Source organism: Arthrobacter terricola (genome assembly GCF_004354015.1).
In the GTDB taxonomy this organism is placed as follows: Bacteria; Actinomycetota; Actinomycetes; order Actinomycetales; family Micrococcaceae; genus Arthrobacter; species Arthrobacter terricola.
In genome coordinates this window covers 72,758-91,487 of sequence record NZ_SMRU01000020.1, presented here as the reverse complement: position 1 = coordinate 91,487, position 18,730 = coordinate 72,758, and the positions used below count along the sequence as shown (strand labels likewise).

The window sequence follows — 18,730 nt, the reverse complement described above, 5'->3', positions numbered from 1 at the left end:
GAGCCTGGTCACGGCATGGCGGCTGGCAACCGCCAAACGCGTTGGACTATGTAGCTCGGCGACTGAACTATAGGCTGGAGCCCACGGTCCCCAACCGGGTCCGTGGATTGCTGCGGACTGCGTCTTTTGGGGAGGAAAACGTGTCACAGCCAGAGCCTGGCAACCAACCGCAATGGGGCGGCCAACCGCAGTGGGGGAACCAGCCGCCGTCGGGCAACCAACCGCAATGGGGCGGCCAACCGCAATGGGGGAACCAGCCGCCGTCGGGCAACCAGCCACAATGGGGCGGCCAGCCTCAGTGGGGGAACCCGCCCTACCCCGGACAATCGTGGGGCGCCCCCGTTGATCCCCGCTGGCAGGCGGCGGGCCTGCCCCCATATGGACAGCCACGCTACATCGCTCCGCCGAAACCGGGAATCGTTCCGCTGCGCCCGCTTCTGTTCGGTGAAATCATGGACGGCGCCTTCCAGACCATCCGCCGGAACGCCAAAACCATGTTCAGTTCGGCGCTCATTGTCCAAATCATCTCGACTGGCCTGAGCGGAGTGGCCTCCATCGGGTTCCTTACCATGGCCAAAGTTCCGGCAGGCGGGTTCACGAGCCAGGCCGAAGCGATGAGCTTTTTCGGTCCGGTCATCGGAATGATGGCCGGTGTCATGGCGATTTCCCTGCTCTCGGCCGTGCTGTCCGCGATACTCCAAGGGGTCCTTGCCATTCCGGTCATGAGATCGGCCCTCAACCGGCGGACTGGATTCAAGCAAATGTGGTCCCTCGCCCGTTCACGCATTTTGCCCTTGGTGGGATACGGATTGCTGCTGCTGGCTGGATATTTGGCGATCGTCGTGATCATCGTCCTGCTGGGAGCGATAATCGTGGCCTCGCTTGGGCCGGTCGGCCTCGTCCTGGCAATTCCCCTTGGACTCGTAGCAGTGGCGGCGTGCGTCTGGATCTACACCAAGCTGATGGTGGCGCCGGCCGCGATCACAGTCGAAGAGCTCGGGGTATTCGCCGGAATCCAGCGTTCATGGGGGCTGACTACCGGAAGTTGGTGGCGGATCTTTGGAATCGTCCTCCTGGTGACGTTCATGGTGGGAGTGATCGGGAGCGTAGTGCAAATGCCGATCAGCATGGCCACCGGAGGAATCACCGCCGTCGTGTCCCCGCATGCCAGCACGCAACAGTTGACTACCACAACAATCGTCCTGACTGTGGTTTCGCTGATCGTCTCCGCCTTGGTGGGAGCAGTGGGCTTCGCTTTCCAGACTTCCGTTGCCGCCTTGATCTACATGGACCTGCGCATGCGGCGGGACGGGCTGGACCTGGAGTTGCTCCGGCTCCTGGAAACCGGCGAAGATCCTGACGGCATTCCAGGCCGCCACGCGGTCCGCCAAGCGAACTTCCGGCCTTGGCCACCGGCGAGCGGTCAGGGCTACCCCCACGGATGATCCCAGCAGCCGCGGCCTCAATCCTTCTTGCCGCCTCCGAACCTCCGGTGGACCCGGACCGCGATGAAGCCCGACGGTGGGCCACTGAGGAGCTGTCCAAACAGCAGTATGTTTCCGCCCAGCCCAATTGGTTCGAAGAGCTGTGGAACCACTTCATCGATTGGCTTCGCTCCCTCAACGGGAACTCGATTGAGGGACCCGGTTTCGGGCTTCCCCTGATCGGAGCGTTGGTGGTGGTCCTGATCGTGGTCGCCGTCATCGTCGTCAGGCCGCGGCTCAACGCCCGCAGGAAGTCGTCGGCGGAAGTGTTCGACGACGACGCCCCCGCACATGCGGACGTATTCCGCGCCCGCGCTGCCGCCGCCGCGAGCCGGGAAGACTGGGCGACAGCCGTCGTCGAGCAGTTCCGGGTAGTGGTCCGCGCCGCCGAAGAGCGGGCGGTCATCGATGTGCAGGCGGGCCGGACGGCCGATGAGGCGGCTGCCCAACTGGGCCGCGCGTTCGCGGCGGCCGGCACACGGCTGGAGCAGGCGGCCCGGCTCTTCGACGGGGTGAAATACGGCAAGGGAGCCGCTTCGGCTGCCGATTACGCGGACGTCCTTGCGCTGGATTCGGAGTTGGCGGCAACGAAACCGGACTATTCCGGAGCCGCAAGCATCGGCTTGGCGGTGCCGCGATGACGATGGCCCCGGTCAGCGCCGGCAATCGCAAGACCGGCCGCGACACTCCCCCGCCAACGGAACCACGAGGTCCGGGCCGGAAACTCCGCGAGTGGGCGCGTCGCCGTTCGTCGTGGCTACTCATCGGAGCGCTCATTGTTGTTCTGGCCGTCGTCACGGTGGCTGAAAACTCCGGCGGCTCGGATACGGCTCCGTTGTCCGCCCGCAATCCGGCTCCGAACGGTGCCATGGCCGTAGCCGAAATCCTGCGGCAGCACGGAGTCACGGTCACCCAATCCGATTCATTCGCGAACACCACTGCGCTTTTGAGCGGAAAGCCGCAAGCCACCGTTTTGCTGTACGACCCGAACGGCTTCCTGGGCGCCTCCCAACTCCACCGGCTGGAAGGGACGGCGGGGCGCCTTGTTGTGGTGGCTCCCGGCTTCCGGACCCTCAGCGGGTTGGGCGCCGGAATCCGGAATGCGGGTGTGGTTCCCACGAGCACCACAACCGTGGAACCGGGATGCCGCCAGGCCAACGCCGTCGCCGCTGGGACTGTCTCCGGAACGGGTGGGTTCCTTTACGCCGGAGCCGAAACCACGTGCTACCGGCCGGGCAACGGCGACGGCGGGATGTACGCCGCCAGCGCGGACGGCCGACTAGTAGTGTTCGGCAGCACGGAGCTGCTCAGCAACCAGCTCCTGCAAAACGAAGGAAACGCGGCTCTGGGCCTGCGGACCCTCGGACCGGCCCCTGAGCTGATCTGGTACCTCCCGGGCATCGGAGACGTTCCCAAGGACGGACGGGCGCCGACCCTGAACGACCTCGCGCCGCCGTGGGTTGGATTCCTCGGGCTGTGGCTCGCGATTGTCGCAGTCCTCGCCGTGCTCTGGCGGGGGCGGCGGCTCGGCCCGTTGGTATTCGAACCCCTGCCCGTGGTGGTCAAAGCCGCTGAAACGGCTGAAGGCCGGGCCCGGCTGTACCAGGACTCCCGGGCTGTCGCGCGGGCGGCGGATAACCTGAGGGCAGGCACCCTGGCCAGGCTTGCCAAGCATTTCCGGCTCGGTCCGGAAGCCAGCGCGGAGGCCGTCCTTGACGCAATGGCAAGGCGGCTGGACCGTGCACCCCAGGAGTTGCGCCCTGTCGTGTTGGATCACAAGCCGCACAGCGAGTCCGAGCTGGTGCGTTGGGCACAAAGCATCGAAAGAATCGAGCAGGAGGCAATAGCCCGATGAGCAATCAAGCAAGCAGCTTCACCGACGGGAGCCACGGTTACCAGGGCGGACATGTGCGGGAGGACGCCGGACGCCACGAGCCAAGCCCCTCCGTTGAACCCGATCCCGCCCGCAAAGCGCTGCTGGACGTCCGCCACGAAGTCGGCAAGGCCGTCGTCGGGCAGGACTCAACCGTGACTGGCCTGCTGATCGCCCTCTTGTGCGGCGGCCATGTATTGCTCGAAGGCGTTCCGGGTGTAGCCAAGACCCTGCTGGTCCGGGCACTGTCCACGGCCCTGAGCCTCGACACCAAACGAGTGCAGTTCACCCCGGACCTCATGCCCGGCGATGTCACGGGATCCCTCGTCTACGACTCGCATACTTCCGAATTCACGTTCCGCGAAGGACCCGTCTTCACCAACATCATGCTGGCCGACGAAATCAACCGGACACCGCCCAAGACGCAGGCATCGCTGTTGGAGGCGATGGAAGAACGGCAAGTGTCCGTCGACGGCGTCTCACGCGCATTGCCGTCGCCATTCATCGTCGCTGCCACCCAAAACCCCGTGGAGTACGAGGGCACCTATCCCCTGCCCGAAGCCCAGTTGGACCGCTTCCTCCTCAAATTGTCCATGCCCTTGCCTGGCCGCGCAGAGGAAATCGAGGTGGTCCGCAGGCATTCGGAGGGCTTCGATCCGCGAAACCTGAAGGCCGCGGGCGTCCGGCCCGTCGCCGGCGTGGTGGAACTCGAAGAAGCCCGCAGGTCGGTGGCCCAGGTGACGGTCGCCCCGGAAGTCCTCGGCTACATTGTGGACGTCGTCCGGGCAACGCGGGCGGCGCCGTCGTTCCAATTGGGCGTTTCTCCCCGCGGGGCGACGGCGTTGCTGAACACGTCCCGGGCGTGGGCGTGGCTCTCCGGCCGCAATTTCGTCACCCCGGACGACGTCAAAGCCTTGTCCTTGCCATGTTTGCGCCACCGCGTCGGGTTGCGGCCGGAAGCCCAGATGGACGGCGTCCACGTGGACGATGTGCTGGGTAGCATCCTGGCGTCCGTTCCCGTGCCGCGGTGATGGTTCCCTCTCCCATGACGACCGCTCCGGGGTGCTGAATGGCGATCACCGGCCGTTTCGTGCTGCTTGTTTTCGCCGCGTTGGCCCCTTTGGTGCTTTTTCCGTCGTGGGGCACGGTGCTGATCCTCCTTGCCGTGCTCCTCGCTTTGTTGTTGGCCGACCTGGTGCTCGCGGCATCGCCAACGGCCCTTTCCTTGGAGCGCAAGGATCCCGGCAACGTGACGCTCCATTCGGACGCGGAATCCGTGGTGCTTCTCGGCAATGGAGGCACACGCACCTTCCGCGGGCTCGTGCGCGACGGCTGGCAGCCCTCCGCCGGTAACGCCGCACCCATCCAGCGCGTCACTGTTCCGGCCGGTGAGCGACGCCGTGTGGCTGCACGCCTGCGGCCGACGCGGCGCGGGGACCTGACATCACCCCACGTGACATTGCGGTCCTTCGGCCCGCTGGGCCTCGCGGCCAGGCAACGAACGGTCCCCCTCCCGGGCCGCGTGCGCGTCCTGCCGCCGTTCAACTCGAAGCGGCACTTGCCCTCGAAGCTGCGGAAACTCCGGGAACTCGACGGCAAGGCGGCCGTGCAGATCCGCGGGGCGGGAACCGAATTCGATTCCCTTCGGGACTATGTCCGCGGCGATGATGTCCGTTCGATCGACTGGCGCGCGACCGCGCGACGCACCGCCGTCGTGGTCCGCACGTGGCGGCCGGAACGGGACCGCCGCGTCGTGATCATGCTGGATACTTCCCGTACGGCGGCCGCGCGCATCGAGGACGAGCCGAGGCTGGATACCGGCATGGAGGCTGCCCTGCTTCTGGCTGTCCTCGCTGAACGTGGCGGTGACCGGGTGGACTTTTTCGCTTTCGACCGCCGCGTTCGCGGACGCGTCGATTCGGCGGCGAAAGGCAATCTCCTTGGTTCGCTCGTGCAGGCCATGGCGCCGCTTGAGGCTGAGCTGATCGAGATGGACTGGGGGCAGGTTCCCGCCGAGGTGCGGGCCATTTCGGCGCACCGCTCCCTCGTTGTCCTGCTGACTTCGCTCGACGGCGGTGCCCCCGAAGAAGGCCTCATACCACTGGTGGCGCAACTACTGCGGCAGCACGTCGTCCTGGTTGCCTCAGTCCGGGACCCCTTGCTGGGCCGCATGAAGGAAGAGCGGACGACGGCGAGCCAGGTCTTCCGTGCCTCGGCCGCCGAACGGGCGCTGCTGGACCGCGAAGCCGTCAGCGCACATTTGCGGCAACTTGGCGCCGAGGTTGTGGATGCCGAACCGCTCGACCTGCCGCCCCGGCTGGCCGATGCGTATATCCGGCTCAAGGCTGCCGGCCGTTTGTAGTACCGTCACGCGCGAGCTTGGAATCCATCTACCCGGCGAGGAGCCACATGAGCACACCGATCTATGAACTGGCATTGGGCGCCAAGTTCCAGCAGCTGCAGGCCGAGCTCCAGGACTATTTCTCGCTCGCGCCGGGGTCCGGATCGTACGGAATCGGCGAGGGCATGTTCGACGTCGTCGGATGCCGGCAAGGCTGGCTGCGGCCGCTTGTGGCCACCGTCGCCGGGGAACAAGCATTCTTCCCCGAGTACGGCGAGCAGGTTCCGTTCCGGATCGAAAACCACGCCCACCTTGACCCATTCGGACGTTCAAGCCTCACTGCCCGGCGAGAAATCTTCTTCCCGGGCCGGACCAGGCTGTTCCACGACACCACCGTGGCCGAAGCCGGTAAGAACGGCACCCGGTTGGTGGATTACCTTGGCCGCTACCGCAGGCTCGCTACCGACTTGGACCTCGATGTCACGCCGGAGGGGCGCCTTCGAGGCATTTCGAGTGCCACCCGTTTGTTCCTGGGATCGCTCAGGCTATCCTTGCCGGCTTCCCTCGATGCGAAGGCGTATGCCGAACAGTGGTGGGATGCCGCGGAAGGGAAGCACCGGATCCAGGTGAAGGTACTGCAAAGGCACGTCGGACTTGTCCTCGTGTATGCGGGGTCCTTCGACTACCGTTTGGCCCCTTTGCTGCCCGCGAACGAATCCGCAGCCTCCGCGCAAACCGCGACTGCCGCCGTCGGACTCCCGCGCTACGCGGAACCGGAACGTTGGGAGCCGCGCGTTTAGGGGCGGCGTGAAAAGTCAGCCGAGCGCGAGCTGGTTCAGTCCGTCCGCCAGTTGCGTCAACCGCGTCAGTACTTCCTTGGCGCCTGACGGCGAATAGCCGGCAAGACCATCCGACGGCGTGACGCGCACTGCCCCAAGGCTCGACGGCGGCAGGCCAAGTTGGCGCCAAGGGCGCCAGACAGTGTCCACGACGTCGGAGGTGCGCGGCAGCCTCGCGGATGGGTCGTTCGTTGGGAGCGCACCGGCCCACAGCGTTTTTCCTGCCTCAACGGCCCCGGCGATCTGTTCCCACTGGCGCGTTGTCAACGCCTTGAGCGGAACAGCGATGCCGTCCGCTCCCGACGCGAGGATCCGTTGGATGGGGGCTTCGATCTCCGGAACGGACACCACGACCTCGGCTACCCCGGCGGCGCGCAGGCCATCGACCACCGTGTGCCACGCACTTGTAACCTCTTCACCGGGAATGGCGCGGAGCGTCCGGTATCCGCTGGCGGTGGGTATGGTGCCAGCCAGAATGGCGGAAATGTCCGGCTCGTCGAGTTGGACCACGACGGCGGCGCCCGGCACCGCGGCGCTGACCCGCGAAACGTGGTCGGCAACGCCGGCGGCCAAGGAGTCCACGATGTCCCGGCGCGCACCGAAATCGAGGAGGGCGCGCTCCCCGTTGTGCAAATACAGGCCCGCGGCGAGGCTCATAGGACCGCGCAACTGGATTTTCAGTGCCTCCGCAGAGACCTCTTCCGAACCGGCGACATCTGCCAGGACGTTGATGTCGCTGGCAAGCGCGGACGTTGCCCGCCGCTGGTCCTTCCCGGGACGATCAACCAGACGCCATCCATGTGGCTGCACATCGACGGCAAGTTCGACGAGGAGTGATGCCGTCCTGCCGAGGGGATCGGAGCCGACGCCGCGATCAGGCAGTTCCGGGAGGAAGGGAAGGTGCGGACTGCCGAGTTCGCCACGGATGATCCGCTGGGCTTCCAGGGCGTCCGTCCCCGGCCACGGTCCCGGAGCGGTCGCAGTGACCTGTTTTTGCACGGCTTCTACAGGCACGCGCTCAGGCCTGGGCGATAGTCGCCTGGTGGTCCTCGGCTATGGCTTCGTGATGCCTGATGACCTCGCTGATGATGAAATTCAGGAATTTCTCGGCAAACGCCGGATCGAGGTGTGCTTCCTCGGCAAGCCGCCGCAACCTGGCAATCTGGGCAGCTTCACGGCCGGGATCGCCCGCGGGCAGCTTGTAGGTCGCCTTGAGGACGCCCACTTTCTGGGTTGCCTTGAAGCGTTCCGCGAGAAGGTAGACGAGGGTGGCGTCGATGTTGTCGATGCTCGAGCGGATGGAGAGCAGTTCGTCCATGACTGCCTGGTCCACGTGGCCGGCAAGGGAGCTGGCGGAAGGATCGAAGGAATCGGCGTCAGCGAGGGCGTGGTTCTGCTCGGTCATTCCTCCAGTCTAGGTGTGCGGGCATCCCCTTGAGGGGCACAATGGGCATGTCCGCGCCAACGTTAAGGAGAGCACGCATGAAAATCGCAGTTCTTGGCACCGGAATGGTCGGTCATGCACTGGCCGGCAAGCTGGTGGCGCTCGGCCATGAAGTCATGATGGGTTCCCGCGAGGCCGGCAACCCCAAAGGCACCGAATGGGCGGCGCAGGCCGGCCCGCGAGCCAGCGCCGGCTCCTTCGCTGATGCCGTGGCCACGGCCGAGCTCGTGATCAACGCGACCCCCGGCATGGTCTCGCTCGCGGCGCTGGAAGAAGCCGGCGCGGAAAACCTTGCGGGCAAAGTCCTGCTGGATGTGTCCAACCCCTTGGATTTTTCCCATGGGTTTCCGCCGTCCCTGTCGGTCTGCAATACAGACAGCATTGCCGAGACCATCCAGCGTACATTTCCGGAAGCGCGAGTGGTCAAGGCACTTAACACCGTGATGGCTCCGCTCATGGTCGACCCGCTCCGGCTTGACGGCGGCGCCCATGACGTCTTCGTGGCCGGCAACGACGACGGCGCGAAGGCCGCCGTCGTCGGGATCCTGCGGGAGTTCGGCTGGCTGCCCGAACACATCCGCGACCTTGGCGGGCTTGAAGTCGCGCGCGGTACGGAGATGTGGATGCCGCTGTGGCTGCGGATCTTCATGCGCCAGCAGCAAGGGAAGCTGTTCAATATCGCCGTGGTGTCCGAATAGCGCGATATTCCGGTAGCCCAAAGGGACATGCCCGCCCCTCCGGGAGAGGGGTGGGCATGTCCCTTTTTTGCTACGGGTGCTGCGGCGCGGGCTAGATGCCCAACAGCGCCCGGTGCTCTTCCCGCCGCCGGGCTTGTTCGTCCGGATCCGGAACCGGGAGCGAGGCGATAAGCCGACGGGTGTAATCATGCTGCGGATTGCCCATGATCTGGCTGCCGATCCCTTGTTCCACCAGGTTGCCCTTGAACAACACGCCCACCCAATGGGAGAGCATGTCCACCACTGCGAGGTCGTGGCTGATGAACAGCACGGCGAAGCCGAACTCTTCCTGGATGTCCTTGAACAGCTCCAGGACTTTCGCTTGGACGGAGACGTCCAACGCGGACGTCGGCTCGTCGGCGATCAGGAGGCGCGGGTTGAGCGCGAGCGAACGCGCCAGTGACGCGCGCTGACGCTGGCCGCCGGAGAGTTCGTGCGGGAACCGTTCAGCGTACGACGCCGGCAACTGCACCGATTCGAGCAGCTGCGCCACGCGCAGGCGTGCTTGTGCCGGGCTCGGGTGGGTGTGGATCAGCAGCGGCTCCGCGACGCATTCACCGATGGTCAAATGGGGGTTGAACGACGCGGCGGGATCCTGGAAGACGAAGCCGATGTCCTTGCGCAAGGGCTTGAACGTGTGCTCCTTGAAGTCCAGCATTTCGTATCCGAGGACTTTGAGGCTGCCGCCGGTGGCCCGGTTCAGGCCCGCGATGGCCCTGCCGATGGTGGACTTTCCCGAACCGGACTCCCCCACCAGGCCGAAGACTTCATTCTCGGAAAGGGTGAAGCTGACGTTGTCCACGGCCTTGAACCCCGGCCTGCCGAGCCGGCCCGGGTACTCGATGGTGAGGTTCTTTGCCTCGACAAGGACCTTCCCGCCTTGGTGCAGCCGTTCTTTCGCGCCTTCGGACGCCGAGTTCCGGCCAAGGTGAGGAACCGCCGCCAACAGGTTCTTGGTGTAGTCCTGCTTGGGTTCGGCGAAAAGGGCTTTCGCCGGGGCCTCTTCCACCACGTCTCCTTGGTACATGACCACCACGCGGTCCGCGAGGTCCGCGACGACGCCCATGTTGTGCGTGATGAGCACAATAGAGGTCCCGTACTTGTCACGCAGGTCGCGCAGGAGCTGCAGGATTTCGGCCTGGACCGTGACGTCGAGTGCCGTCGTCGGTTCGTCGGCAACGATCAGTCCGGGATTCAACGCAAGGGCGGCCGCGATGACCACGCGCTGTTTCTGCCCGCCCGAGAGCTGGTGGGGATAGTAGTTGACCCGGACTTCCGGCTCCGGGATTCCCACCTTCCGCAATGCCTCGGTTGCCCTTTTCTTGGCTTCCCTGGCCGAGATCCGGTGCCCATCCGCAGCGTGGGCCCTAATGCCTTCTGCGATCTGCCAGCCCACGGTGAACACTGGATTCAGCGCCGTCGAGGGTTCCTGGAACACCATCGCGACGTCGCGGCCGCGGATTTTCCGCAGCTTGGACCGGCTGACGCTGATGACGTTGTTGCCTTTGATCAGGACCGCGCCGGAGCTGATGGCCGTTTCAGGAAGGAGCCCCAGGATGGTCTTGGCCGTGACCGTCTTGCCGGATCCGGATTCGCCGACGATCGCCAGGACTTCGCCGGCTTTGACCTCCAGGCTGACGTCCTTGACGGCGTAAACGTCGCCGCTGTCTGTCGCGAAGGTGACTTTGAGCCGCTCGATATCGAGGACGGGCTGGTCGGTGGGCAACGGCTGGTCCGAAATGTTGCCGATGTTGGTGGTCATGCGTTACCTGCTTCCCGAGTACCGTTTCCTGCTGCGGAACCGGTACCTGCTCCTGTGTTTCCGCCCTGTCCAACGGCTGCCGCGGATCGGGAGGGCTTGCCTCCGGCACGCTTCCGGCCGCGCAGGCGGGGATCGTTGAGGTCGTTGATGCTCTCGCCGACCAACGTGAGTCCAAGGACTGTGAGGACGATGGCAATGCCCGGGAAGACACCTGTCCACCAAATTCCGGAGGAAGCGTCCGCCATGGCCTTGTTGAGGTCGAATCCCCATTCCGCCGCGGAGGACGGCTCGATGCCGAATCCCAGGAAGCCGAGCCCCGCAAGGGTCAGGATCGACTCTGAGGCGTTGAGGGTGAACATCAGCGGAAGCGTCCGCGTGGCGTTCTTGAAAATGTGCCTGCCGATGATCCGCATGCTCGATGCGCCAAGCACCATGGCCGATTCAACGAACGGTTCGGCCTTGAGCCTGATGGTCTCTGCGCGGATCACCCGGAAATACTGCGGTACGAACACCACTGTGATCGAAAAGGCGCATGCGAGGATGCCGCCCCAGAAGCTCGACTGGCCGTGGCTGATGACGATCGACATGACGATCGCGAGGAGCAAGGACGGGAACGCGTAGATGGCATCCGCGATGACAACGAGGACCCGGTCCAGCCACCCGCCGTAGTATCCGCTGAGCAGGCCCAGCGCGACGCCAAGGAAAATGGACATGGCGACGGCCACCACAATCACGGTCACTGCGGTCTGCGAACCCCAGAGAACACGCGAGAGGACGTCGTATCCGCCCACTGTGGTTCCCAGGAGATGCTTGCTGCTGGGAGCCTGTTGCGCGGGGAACGAACCGCTTTGGTCGCTGAGCTGGGAGTAGCCGTACGGAGCAATGAATGGCGCCAGGATGGTGCACAGCAGGAAGAATCCGGTCAGGACCAGCCCGGTGATCAGCATGCCGCGCTGGAGACCGACGCTCTTGTTGAGGTGGGAAATAACGGGGAGCCCTGACAAGAATGACTTCTTCGGGCCGGAAAATGTGGCAGTACTCATCTCAGTACCTCACTCGCGGGTCGATCAGCGCGGCCACAACGTCCACGATGAAGTTGGTGATGGCGACGATGACGGCCAGGAGCATCACGATGCCCTGGACTGCCACGAAGTCCCTGGCATTCAGGTATTGCACCAACTGGTAGCCAAGTCCTTTCCACTCGAAGGTGGTCTCCGTCAGGACGGCACCTCCGAGCAGGAGGGCGATCTGCAGGCCCATGACCGTGATGATGGGGATCAGCGCCGGTTTGTAGGCGTGCTTGGTGACGAGCCGGAACTCGCTGACGCCGCGTGACCGTCCGGCCTCGACGTAGTCCTTGCCCAGCGTTCCGATGACATTGGTCCGGACGAGGCGCAGGAAGACGCCCGCAGTGAGGAATCCGAGCGCGATGGCGGGCAGGACAGCGTGCGAGACGACATCGCCGAATGCTGCGAAATTGCCGCTGCGGAGGGCGTCGAGCCAGTAGATGCCGCTGGGAGCCGCGAGGCTGCTCATGGCCAGTTCCGTGCGGGTCGAGGTGCGTCCCGCTACCGGAAGCCAACCAAGCCAGACCGAGAAGGTGAGCTTGAGCAGCAGGCCGGAGAAGAACACCGGGGTCGCGTAGCACAGGATGGCGAAGAAGCGGAGGAAGGCATCAGTCGCGCGGTCGCGGCGTTGTGCGGCGAGCAGCCCGAGGGGAATGCCGACGGCGAGCGCCACGATGAGCGCGTTGATGGACAGTTCCAGCGTGGCGGCGCCGAAGGTGGAGAGCATTTCGACGACGGGTCGGCGGTCCGTGATGGTGGTGCCGAAGTTGCCCGTGACAACCTGGCCCAGGTATTCGAAGTACTGGACGAAGATGGGCCGGTCGTACCCGGCGTCGTGGATTCGCTGGGCAAGGACGTCTGGCGGAAGCCGGCCGCCCTGCGCGGCGGTGATGGGGTCACCGATGACCCGCATGAGGAAGAACACGAGCGTGACCAGGATGAAGATCGTGGGAATGATCAGGAAGAACCTGACCACGATGTACCTGCCCAGGCCCCCGCCCTGCCCTGATTTGCGTTTCGGAGCGACGGCGACCGGCTCGACGTCGGGCACCTCAATAAGTGATGTCATTGCTACCTAAAGTTCATAGCCCGCGGATCGCGCGGGGTCTTGCTTTGATATGTGGCAATCAGCAGCAAAGGGGAGGCAAAGCGCCTGTTGGCACCCGCCTCCCCCTGACGGGCTGCTTACTTGGAAACAGTTCCCAAACGGAACTTGAAGGATGCGTCGAGCGTCTTGTCGACGCCGTTCACACCGTTTGCCGAGATGGCAACCTGGGCGCCCTGAAGCAACGGAAGCGTGGAAATGTCCTTCGCCAACGCGTTCTGGACTTGCTGGATTGTCGCCTCGCGGGCCGACTTGTCCGTGGTGGTCAGCTGCTTGTTGATCAGGTCGGTGACCGTCGGGTTGTTGTAGTGGTTCTTCAGGAAGCCGCCGTTCGGGAAGAACGGAGTGAGGTAGTTGTCGGAATCGCTGAAGTCGGGGAACCAGCCGAACTGGAACAGCGGGTATTCGTCAGCGCGGCTCGCCTTGCTGTACGTGACCCATTCAGTGGACTGCAGGTTGACCTTGAACAGGCCGGATTTCTCGAGCTGGTCCTTGATCATTGCGTATTCGTCGCCCGAGGAGCTGCCGTAGTGGTCCGGGTTGTACTGCAGGTTCAGCGTGACGGCGCTGCTAACGCCGGCATCGGAGAGGACCTTCTTGGCCTTGTCCAGGCTCGGCTTGCCGTTGCCGTCGCCGTAAGCGTCCTTGAACGACTGGTTCGCGCCCAGGAAACCGTTGGGTACGTTGGAGTACAGCGGCAGGTACGTGCCCTTGTAGACCTGGTCGGCGATGGCCTGGCGGTCTACGAGGTCGGCGATCGCCTGGCGCACGGCCAAGGCCTTCGCCGGGTTGGCGTCCGGAGTCTTCGCGCCGAACGGCATGGTGTCGAAGTTGAAGGTGATGTAGCGGATTTCGCCGCCGGGGCCGATGTTGACCTTGACCTTCGAGTCCTTCTTGAGGTCGTCGACGTCGGTGGCGCTGAGGCTGCGGTTGGCAACGTCGATGTTGCCCTGCTGGATATCCAGCTTCATGTTGGTCGGCTCGGCGTAGTACTTGATGGTCGCGGCGTCATTGGCCGGCTTGCCCAGTACACCCTGGTAGTCCGGGTAGGCCTTGAGGCTGATGAGTTCGTTCTTCTTGTAGCTGTCGATCGTGTACTGGCCGTAGAACGCCTTGGCCTTGACGATGTCGTCATCCGAAAGCAGCTTGTCCGCCGGGAAGACCTGGTGGTCTACGATCGGGGCCGCCGGGCTGCTCAGGATCTGCGGGAACGTCTGGTCGTTGGCGAGCTTGAGCTTGAAGACTGCGGTGTCGGCGTCCGGGGTGCTGACGCTTTCCAGGTTAGCGAGCAGCGACGCGGGACCGGCGGGGTCGTTGATCTTGAGCTGGCGGTCGAAGGAGAACTTGACGTCCGTGGAATCCAGCGTGTGGCCGTTGGCCCACTTCAATCCGGGCTTCAGCTTGACCGTGTACTCGGTGGGGGACGTGAACGACGCCGATTGCGCCAGGTCCGGCACGGGATCGGCGCTGCCCGGCTTCGAGTTGAGCAGGAAGGAATAGACCTGGTTCATGACCATGAAGGAACCGTTGTCGTACGAACCAGCGGGGTCGAGCGCGGTCACCTTGTCGGTGGTGCCGTAAGCGATCGGGCCGCTGGAAGCTGAAGAAGCCGAACCGCCTCCGCCAGACGGGCCCGTGCAGGCCGTCAAGGCGAAAGCGGAAATGCTTGCAAGCGCGATAACGCTTCGCAAAGCTTTCTTGTTCATTGCCATCTGTGAACTTTCTGTTCGATGGATACGGCATGCTGCCGTCGGTAATTTCTTCGGAGCGCACACTCCTGATTCCACGATTCAACCAGAAGCCCAATGAGGTGAAACGTTTTATCATGTGAGTTGAGACACAAACTTTATTTTTCATCAGCGCCCTTCTCACTCTCCTGCCCGGGGTGACCCGCTCGGAGGTCCGGACAGGAGTGGAACTCGGGGGCGCCCCGCGCTCAAGGCGCGCGGCAGCGTCGAGCACGCAGTCAAGGTGACGGGAACGACGTCGGCGCCGCGCCAATTCCGGACGCGGACCCCCATCAACCGCAGCGGAAACGCTGCTTAGCCCGGTATGGAGCCGGGGTTCACCCGAGGCAATAGCGCGTCAGGCTACAAGCGCAGCCGGCACAAGGCCGGCTGGCTACAAACGCGCAGGCTACAAAGCCGTGCGCTGAAGGGAGCGGGCGGCGTCGATGGTTGCCTGCCCGAGTACGCGCGTTCCCTGGTACAGCACGATGGTCTGTCCGGGAGCAACGCCGCGGAGGGAATCCATGAGTGTCACCACGAGGCTTTCGCGCTCGACGCCGGCCTCGTCGAGTTGCCGTTCAACGGAAGCCTTGGCTGGAACGGGGTCGCCGTGGGCGCGCACCTGCGCATGGCAATCGAATTCCTCGCCCGTGGCGACCTCCGCGATCGGCAGGCCGGCCCAGGACACCTTGATGCCACGGATCTCGTCGATGGCAAGCAGACCTTCGGGCCCGACCACCACTTTGTTTTCCTTGGGCCGGATCTCCAGGACGAACCGCGGCTTCCCGTCGGCCGCCGGGGTACCGAGTTTAAGGCCGCGGCGCTGGCCCACGGTGAAGGCGTTGGCACCAGGGTGCTCACCGACCTTGGCGCCGGTTTCATCCACGATGTCGCCCGAGGTCATCTCGATCTTCTCTGCAAGCCAACCCGCGGTATCGCCGTCAGGGATGAAGCAAATGTCGTGACTGTCCGGCTTGTTGGCAACGGACAAGCCGCGGCGCTCGGCCTCTGCCCGGACCTCAGCCTTCGAGGGTGTCTCGGCCAGGGGGAACATTGAGTGCTTGAGCTGCTCGTGGGTCAGGACGCCCAGTACGTAGCTTTGGTCCTTCGCCCAGTCGGCGGCCCGGTGAAGTTCGGGATTGCCTTCGGCGTCCGTGATGACCTTCGCATAGTGGCCCGTGCAGACGGCGTCGAATCCCAGGGCAATGGCCTTCTCCAGCAGGGCAGCGAACTTGATCCGCTCGTTGCAGCGCATGCAGGGGTTGGGGGTGCGGCCCGCGGCGTATTCGTCGATGAAGTCCTGGACGACGTCTTCCTTGAAGCGTTCGGAGAAATCCCAGACGTAGTAAGGGATACCGAGCACGTCGCAAGCCCGCCAGGCGTCCCGGGAATCCTCGATCGTGCAGCAGCCACGGCTGCCGGTCCGCAGGGTTCCGGGCATGCGGGACAGCGCCAGGTGGACGCCGACGACGTCGTGCCCGGCTTCGACGGCACGGGCGGCGGCAACGGCGGAGTCGACTCCGCCGCTCATTGCTGCAAGAACTCGCATGCTGGCTTTCTGTTGAAAATAGGGGAAGAATCGCGCCTCAAGGACCTCAAACAACGGGACGCGCCCGTCTATTCTAGCGCCCGCCCGATCCGGCCCGAAAATGCCTTGACCCCGGCAGCCGGGAAATCTAAAGTCAAAATTGTCAGTTTTAGATGCCGGTTCGCTCACTCCGTAGCGCTCCAGCCGGCTTCCGCGTCCAGAGCGAATCGAGTCATGATGGACACTGAACACATCGTCATCGCCGGCGGCGGTTTGGCCGGCGCCACAGCGGCCAAGACGCTCCGCGCAGAAGGATTCGAAGGGCGCATCACTGTATTGTGCGCCGAGAACGAGACGCCATACCTTCGGCCTCCGCTCTCCAAGGAATTCCTCCTCGGCAAGGCCGCCGAAGATGCCGTCCCGGTCGTGCCGCCAGGCTGGTACCAGGAGAACGACGTCGAACTCCTCCTTAAGGTGGCTGCCACGGCGATCGATCGGGGCGCCCACGCCGTACAACTGGATTCCGGCAGCGAGCTCCACTACGACCGGCTGCTGATTGCCACGGGAGCCCAGCCGCGGCGGATACCCGTGCCGGGCTCGGAGTTCGAGGGCGTCATGACTTTCCGGACGTTCAACGATTCCCGCCGGCTCAAGGAGAAGCTCTCCGGCGGCGGCAAGAAAGTTGTGATGATTGGCTCCGGGTGGATCGGGATGGAACTTGCGGCGGCTGCCACGGAATATGGCAACAGCGTGACCCTCATGGGACTTGAAGACGTGCCGCTCAGCATCGCGATCGGCCCTGAACTGGGGGCCTACTTCCGCGGCCTGCACGAAAAGCGCGGCGTGCAGTTCCGCCTGCCCGCGAGCGCCGCGGAAGTCAGGGGCGATGACGGCAAGGCCCAAGCAGTCGTTACCAATACGGGTGAAGTCCTTCCTGCGGACCTCGTGGTCATGGCCGTCGGCGTCGCGCCGGACACCGCCCTGGCCGAGGCCGCCGGGCTTGATATCAAGAACGGGATCCTGGTGGATTCCTCCCTCAGGAGCAGCGACCCGGACATCTTCGCTGCTGGCGACGTAGCAAACGCGCTCCACCCGTTCACGGGCGAGCACCACCGCAGCGAACACTGGCACAACGCGCTCAACGGCGGCAAGGTCGCGGCCAAGTCGATGCTTGGCCAAGACGCCGTCATGGACGTGGTGCCTTATTTCTACACGGACCAATACGACGCATCCATGGAGTACTCCGGCTACGCCACGCTCGCGGCGGGCACAGAGCCCCTGGTGCGTGGCTCGCTGGAGGAAGGCAGCTTCATCGCCTTCTGGCTCCGTGACAGCACAGTGGTGGCGGGCATGAGCGTCAACCAACAGCGGGTGCAGAAACCCATCAAGGCGCTTATTTCGGGCCGCGTTACGGTCGACTCTGAGCGCCTGGTTGACACGAGCGTGCCGCTTGACGATTTCTTGCCCAAGGACTGAGCCCGAGCCGGTTGAGCCTCGACCGGGGGTCCGCGCCTAACCGCTTTTAAGCGCCGGCCCCCCGGCCGCGGGCGACCGTCGCCGCGGTCTGGATGCTGGATTCGTGGCCGGCCATGCCGGCCTGCTTCGCCCGGGCGTAAGCTTCCGGGAGCGCTTTGAGCAGCGCGTCCACATCGGCGTCGTTCGACGCATGACCCAGGCTGAAGCGCTGCGCTCCCCGGGCGGTGTCCTCGTCCAGCCCCATGGCCAGCAGGACATGGGAGGGCCTGGGAACGCCCGCCGTGCACGCGGATCCGGTTGACGATTCGATCCCTGCGAGGTCCAGGAGGAAGAGCAGTGAATCGCCCTCGCAGCCGGGAAAGGTGAAGTGCGCGTTCCCGGGTAGCCGCGCGTCGCCCGGAGCTCCGCGCAACACGGCTTCCGGAATGGCAGCTGTGACGCCGTCGATGATCCGGCCCCTCAGTGCACTGATCCGATCACGTTCGGCGGCCAGGTTCTGTGCCGCCGATTCAGCCGCGGCGGCAAACGCTGAGATCGACGCCGTATCCAACGTTCCGGAGCGGACGTCGCGTTCCTGCCCGCCACCGTGCTGGGTGGGCGTGACCTTGACGGACCGCCCGAGGAAGAGCGCGCCAATTCCCACGGGACCGCCGATTTTGTGGCTCGAGACCGACATCGCAGCCAAACCGGATTCACGGAAGCTCAACGGAATGGAGCCAAAAGCCTGCACGGCGTCCGAATGCACCGGTATGCCATGGGCGGACGCGAGATCCACGATCTCCTTGATGGGCTGGATGCTGCCGACCTCATTGTTGGCCCACATTACGGTCACCAACGCTATCGACTCCGGGTCACGTTCGATTTCGGCGCGGACGGCGTCGAGCCGCACCACTCCTTGGGAATCGACAGGCAGCCAGACGACTTCTGCGCCCTCGTGCCGTTCGAGCCATTCAACCGTGTCCTGCACGGCGTGATGCTCGACGGCGGAGCACAGGATCCGCGTCCGACTGCCGTTTTCGTCGTGGCGGGCCCAATACAGGCCCTTGACCGCGAGATTGTCGGCCTCGGTGCCTCCCGAGGTGAAGATGAGCTCGGAAGGGTGCGCTCCCGCTGCCGCCGCGATGGATTCGCGGGCCTCCTCCACCGAGCGGCGGGCGCGCCGCCCCGAGGCGTGGAGCGATGAAGGATTGCCGGTCCGCGCCAACTCCCGCGTCATTGCCGCAAGGGCGACTTCGGAGATCGGGGTGGTGGCGGCATGGTCCAAGTAAACAGGCACTGCTTAAGTCTAACTAGCGCGATTCGCTTGTGGTCTACATGATGGCAGAACCCGGCAGGACCGGGCCGGGT

Annotated in this window: 16 protein-coding genes; 8 read left to right on the top strand and 8 right to left on the bottom strand. The window is 64.6% G+C overall.

All coding sequences use genetic code 11. The features are described 5' to 3' along the window. The first annotated feature begins 140 nt into the window (after positions 1-140). From E1809_RS16815 to E1809_RS16790, 6 genes are read left to right on the top strand one after another with little or no spacing between them, the layout of a single operon-like run. Positions 141-1,445, top strand: coding sequence for a hypothetical protein (locus tag E1809_RS16815; RefSeq protein ID WP_205754223.1), 1,305 nt, complete (start codon positions 141-143; stop codon positions 1,443-1,445). After that, positions 1,442-2,125: a DUF4129 domain-containing protein gene (locus tag E1809_RS16810; protein WP_133205386.1), complete on the top strand. Its 684-nt coding sequence runs from the start codon at positions 1,442-1,444 to the stop codon at positions 2,123-2,125. Before E1809_RS16815 ends, E1809_RS16810 begins: the two co-directional genes overlap by 4 nt. Then, positions 2,122-3,339 (top strand): DUF4350 domain-containing protein, encoded by a 1,218-nt coding sequence (locus E1809_RS16805; protein ID WP_235835648.1) that lies wholly within the window; start codon positions 2,122-2,124, stop codon positions 3,337-3,339. The genes E1809_RS16810 and E1809_RS16805 overlap by 4 nt, the downstream gene beginning before the upstream one ends. Beyond that, complete coding sequence (locus E1809_RS16800; protein WP_133205385.1) at positions 3,336-4,388, top strand: AAA family ATPase; 1,053 nt, start codon at positions 3,336-3,338, stop codon at positions 4,386-4,388. Before E1809_RS16805 ends, E1809_RS16800 begins: the two co-directional genes overlap by 4 nt. 38 nt (positions 4,389-4,426) lie before the next feature. Beyond that, entirely contained in the window at positions 4,427-5,719 is a 1,293-nt protein-coding gene (locus E1809_RS16795) for a DUF58 domain-containing protein (protein WP_133205384.1), read from the top strand. Positions 5,720-5,766: 47 nt separating this feature from the next. Beyond that, positions 5,767-6,498, top strand: a complete 732-nt coding sequence (locus E1809_RS16790; protein ID WP_133205383.1) for a DUF4166 domain-containing protein — start codon at positions 5,767-5,769, stop codon at positions 6,496-6,498. A gap of 15 nt (positions 6,499-6,513) precedes the next feature. On the opposite strand, the gene E1809_RS16785 is transcribed toward E1809_RS16790, so the two are convergent. After that, positions 6,514-7,551 carry a uroporphyrinogen decarboxylase/cobalamine-independent methonine synthase family protein gene (locus E1809_RS16785; protein ID WP_235835647.1) on the bottom strand — a complete coding sequence of 346 codons (1,038 nt, stop codon included), beginning with the start codon at positions 7,549-7,551 and terminating at the stop codon, positions 6,514-6,516. A gap of 4 nt (positions 7,552-7,555) precedes the next feature. Next, complete coding sequence (locus E1809_RS16780; RefSeq protein ID WP_133205382.1) at positions 7,556-7,942, bottom strand: chorismate mutase; 387 nt, start codon at positions 7,940-7,942, stop codon at positions 7,556-7,558. 77 nt (positions 7,943-8,019) lie between these two features. Between E1809_RS16780 and E1809_RS16775 the strand changes: the two genes are divergently transcribed. After that, positions 8,020-8,679, top strand: a complete 660-nt coding sequence (locus E1809_RS16775) for an NADPH-dependent F420 reductase (RefSeq protein ID WP_235835646.1) — start codon at positions 8,020-8,022, stop codon at positions 8,677-8,679. Between the two features lie 91 nt (positions 8,680-8,770). On the opposite strand, the gene E1809_RS16770 is transcribed toward E1809_RS16775, so the two are convergent. The 5 genes from E1809_RS16770 to mnmA form a co-directional block, all read right to left on the bottom strand. Next, entirely contained in the window at positions 8,771-10,480 is a 1,710-nt protein-coding gene (locus tag E1809_RS16770; protein WP_133205380.1) for a dipeptide ABC transporter ATP-binding protein, read from the bottom strand. Continuing rightward, complete coding sequence (locus E1809_RS16765) at positions 10,477-11,427, bottom strand: ABC transporter permease (protein ID WP_374102707.1); 951 nt, start codon at positions 11,425-11,427, stop codon at positions 10,477-10,479. Before E1809_RS16765 ends, E1809_RS16770 begins: the two co-directional genes overlap by 4 nt. 97 nt (positions 11,428-11,524) lie before the next feature. Then, on the bottom strand, positions 11,525-12,616 hold the full coding sequence (locus E1809_RS16760; RefSeq protein WP_133205378.1) for an ABC transporter permease: 1,092 nt from the start codon (positions 12,614-12,616) through the stop codon (positions 11,525-11,527). A gap of 116 nt (positions 12,617-12,732) precedes the next feature. Then, positions 12,733-14,364 carry an ABC transporter substrate-binding protein gene (locus tag E1809_RS16755; RefSeq protein WP_133205377.1) on the bottom strand — a complete coding sequence of 544 codons (1,632 nt, stop codon included), beginning with the start codon at positions 14,362-14,364 and terminating at the stop codon, positions 12,733-12,735. A 424-nt stretch (positions 14,365-14,788) separates the two neighbouring features. After that, complete coding sequence (gene mnmA / locus E1809_RS16750) at positions 14,789-15,910, bottom strand: tRNA 2-thiouridine(34) synthase MnmA (protein ID WP_235835652.1); 1,122 nt, start codon at positions 15,908-15,910, stop codon at positions 14,789-14,791. 231 nt (positions 15,911-16,141) lie between these two features. Here mnmA and E1809_RS16745 point away from each other — a divergent pair, with 231 nt between their 5' ends. Then, on the top strand, positions 16,142-17,383 hold the full coding sequence (locus E1809_RS16745) for an NAD(P)/FAD-dependent oxidoreductase (protein WP_374102706.1): 1,242 nt from the start codon (positions 16,142-16,144) through the stop codon (positions 17,381-17,383). Between the two features lie 46 nt (positions 17,384-17,429). Here the strand turns inward: E1809_RS16745 and E1809_RS16740 are convergent, their stop codons facing one another. Next, entirely contained in the window at positions 17,430-18,659 is a 1,230-nt protein-coding gene (locus tag E1809_RS16740) for a cysteine desulfurase family protein (RefSeq protein ID WP_133205375.1), read from the bottom strand. Between the last annotated feature and the right edge of the window lie 71 nt (positions 18,660-18,730).

Coding starts and splice junctions, on each gene's coding strand:
- E1809_RS16810 (WP_133205386.1), top strand. CDS start 1,442: ATGATCCCAGCAGCCGCGGCCTCAATCCTTCTTGCCGCCTCCGAACCT.
- E1809_RS16805 (WP_235835648.1), top strand. CDS start 2,122: ATGACGATGGCCCCGGTCAGCGCCGGCAATCGCAAGACCGGCCGCGAC.
- E1809_RS16800 (WP_133205385.1), top strand. CDS start 3,336: ATGAGCAATCAAGCAAGCAGCTTCACCGACGGGAGCCACGGTTACCAG.
- E1809_RS16795 (WP_133205384.1), top strand. CDS start 4,427: ATGGCGATCACCGGCCGTTTCGTGCTGCTTGTTTTCGCCGCGTTGGCC.
- E1809_RS16790 (WP_133205383.1), top strand. CDS start 5,767: ATGAGCACACCGATCTATGAACTGGCATTGGGCGCCAAGTTCCAGCAG.
- E1809_RS16780 (WP_133205382.1), bottom strand. CDS start 7,942: ATGACCGAGCAGAACCACGCCCTCGCTGACGCCGATTCCTTCGATCCT.
- E1809_RS16775 (WP_235835646.1), top strand. CDS start 8,020: ATGAAAATCGCAGTTCTTGGCACCGGAATGGTCGGTCATGCACTGGCC.
- E1809_RS16770 (WP_133205380.1), bottom strand. CDS start 10,480: ATGACCACCAACATCGGCAACATTTCGGACCAGCCGTTGCCCACCGAC.
- E1809_RS16765 (WP_374102707.1), bottom strand. CDS start 11,427: ATGCTGATCACCGGGCTGGTCCTGACCGGATTCTTCCTGCTGTGCACC.
- E1809_RS16760 (WP_133205378.1), bottom strand. CDS start 12,616: ATGACATCACTTATTGAGGTGCCCGACGTCGAGCCGGTCGCCGTCGCT.
- E1809_RS16755 (WP_133205377.1), bottom strand. CDS start 14,364: ATGGCAATGAACAAGAAAGCTTTGCGAAGCGTTATCGCGCTTGCAAGC.
- mnmA (WP_235835652.1), bottom strand. CDS start 15,910: ATGAGCGGCGGAGTCGACTCCGCCGTTGCCGCCGCCCGTGCCGTCGAA.
- E1809_RS16745 (WP_374102706.1), top strand. CDS start 16,142: ATGATGGACACTGAACACATCGTCATCGCCGGCGGCGGTTTGGCCGGC.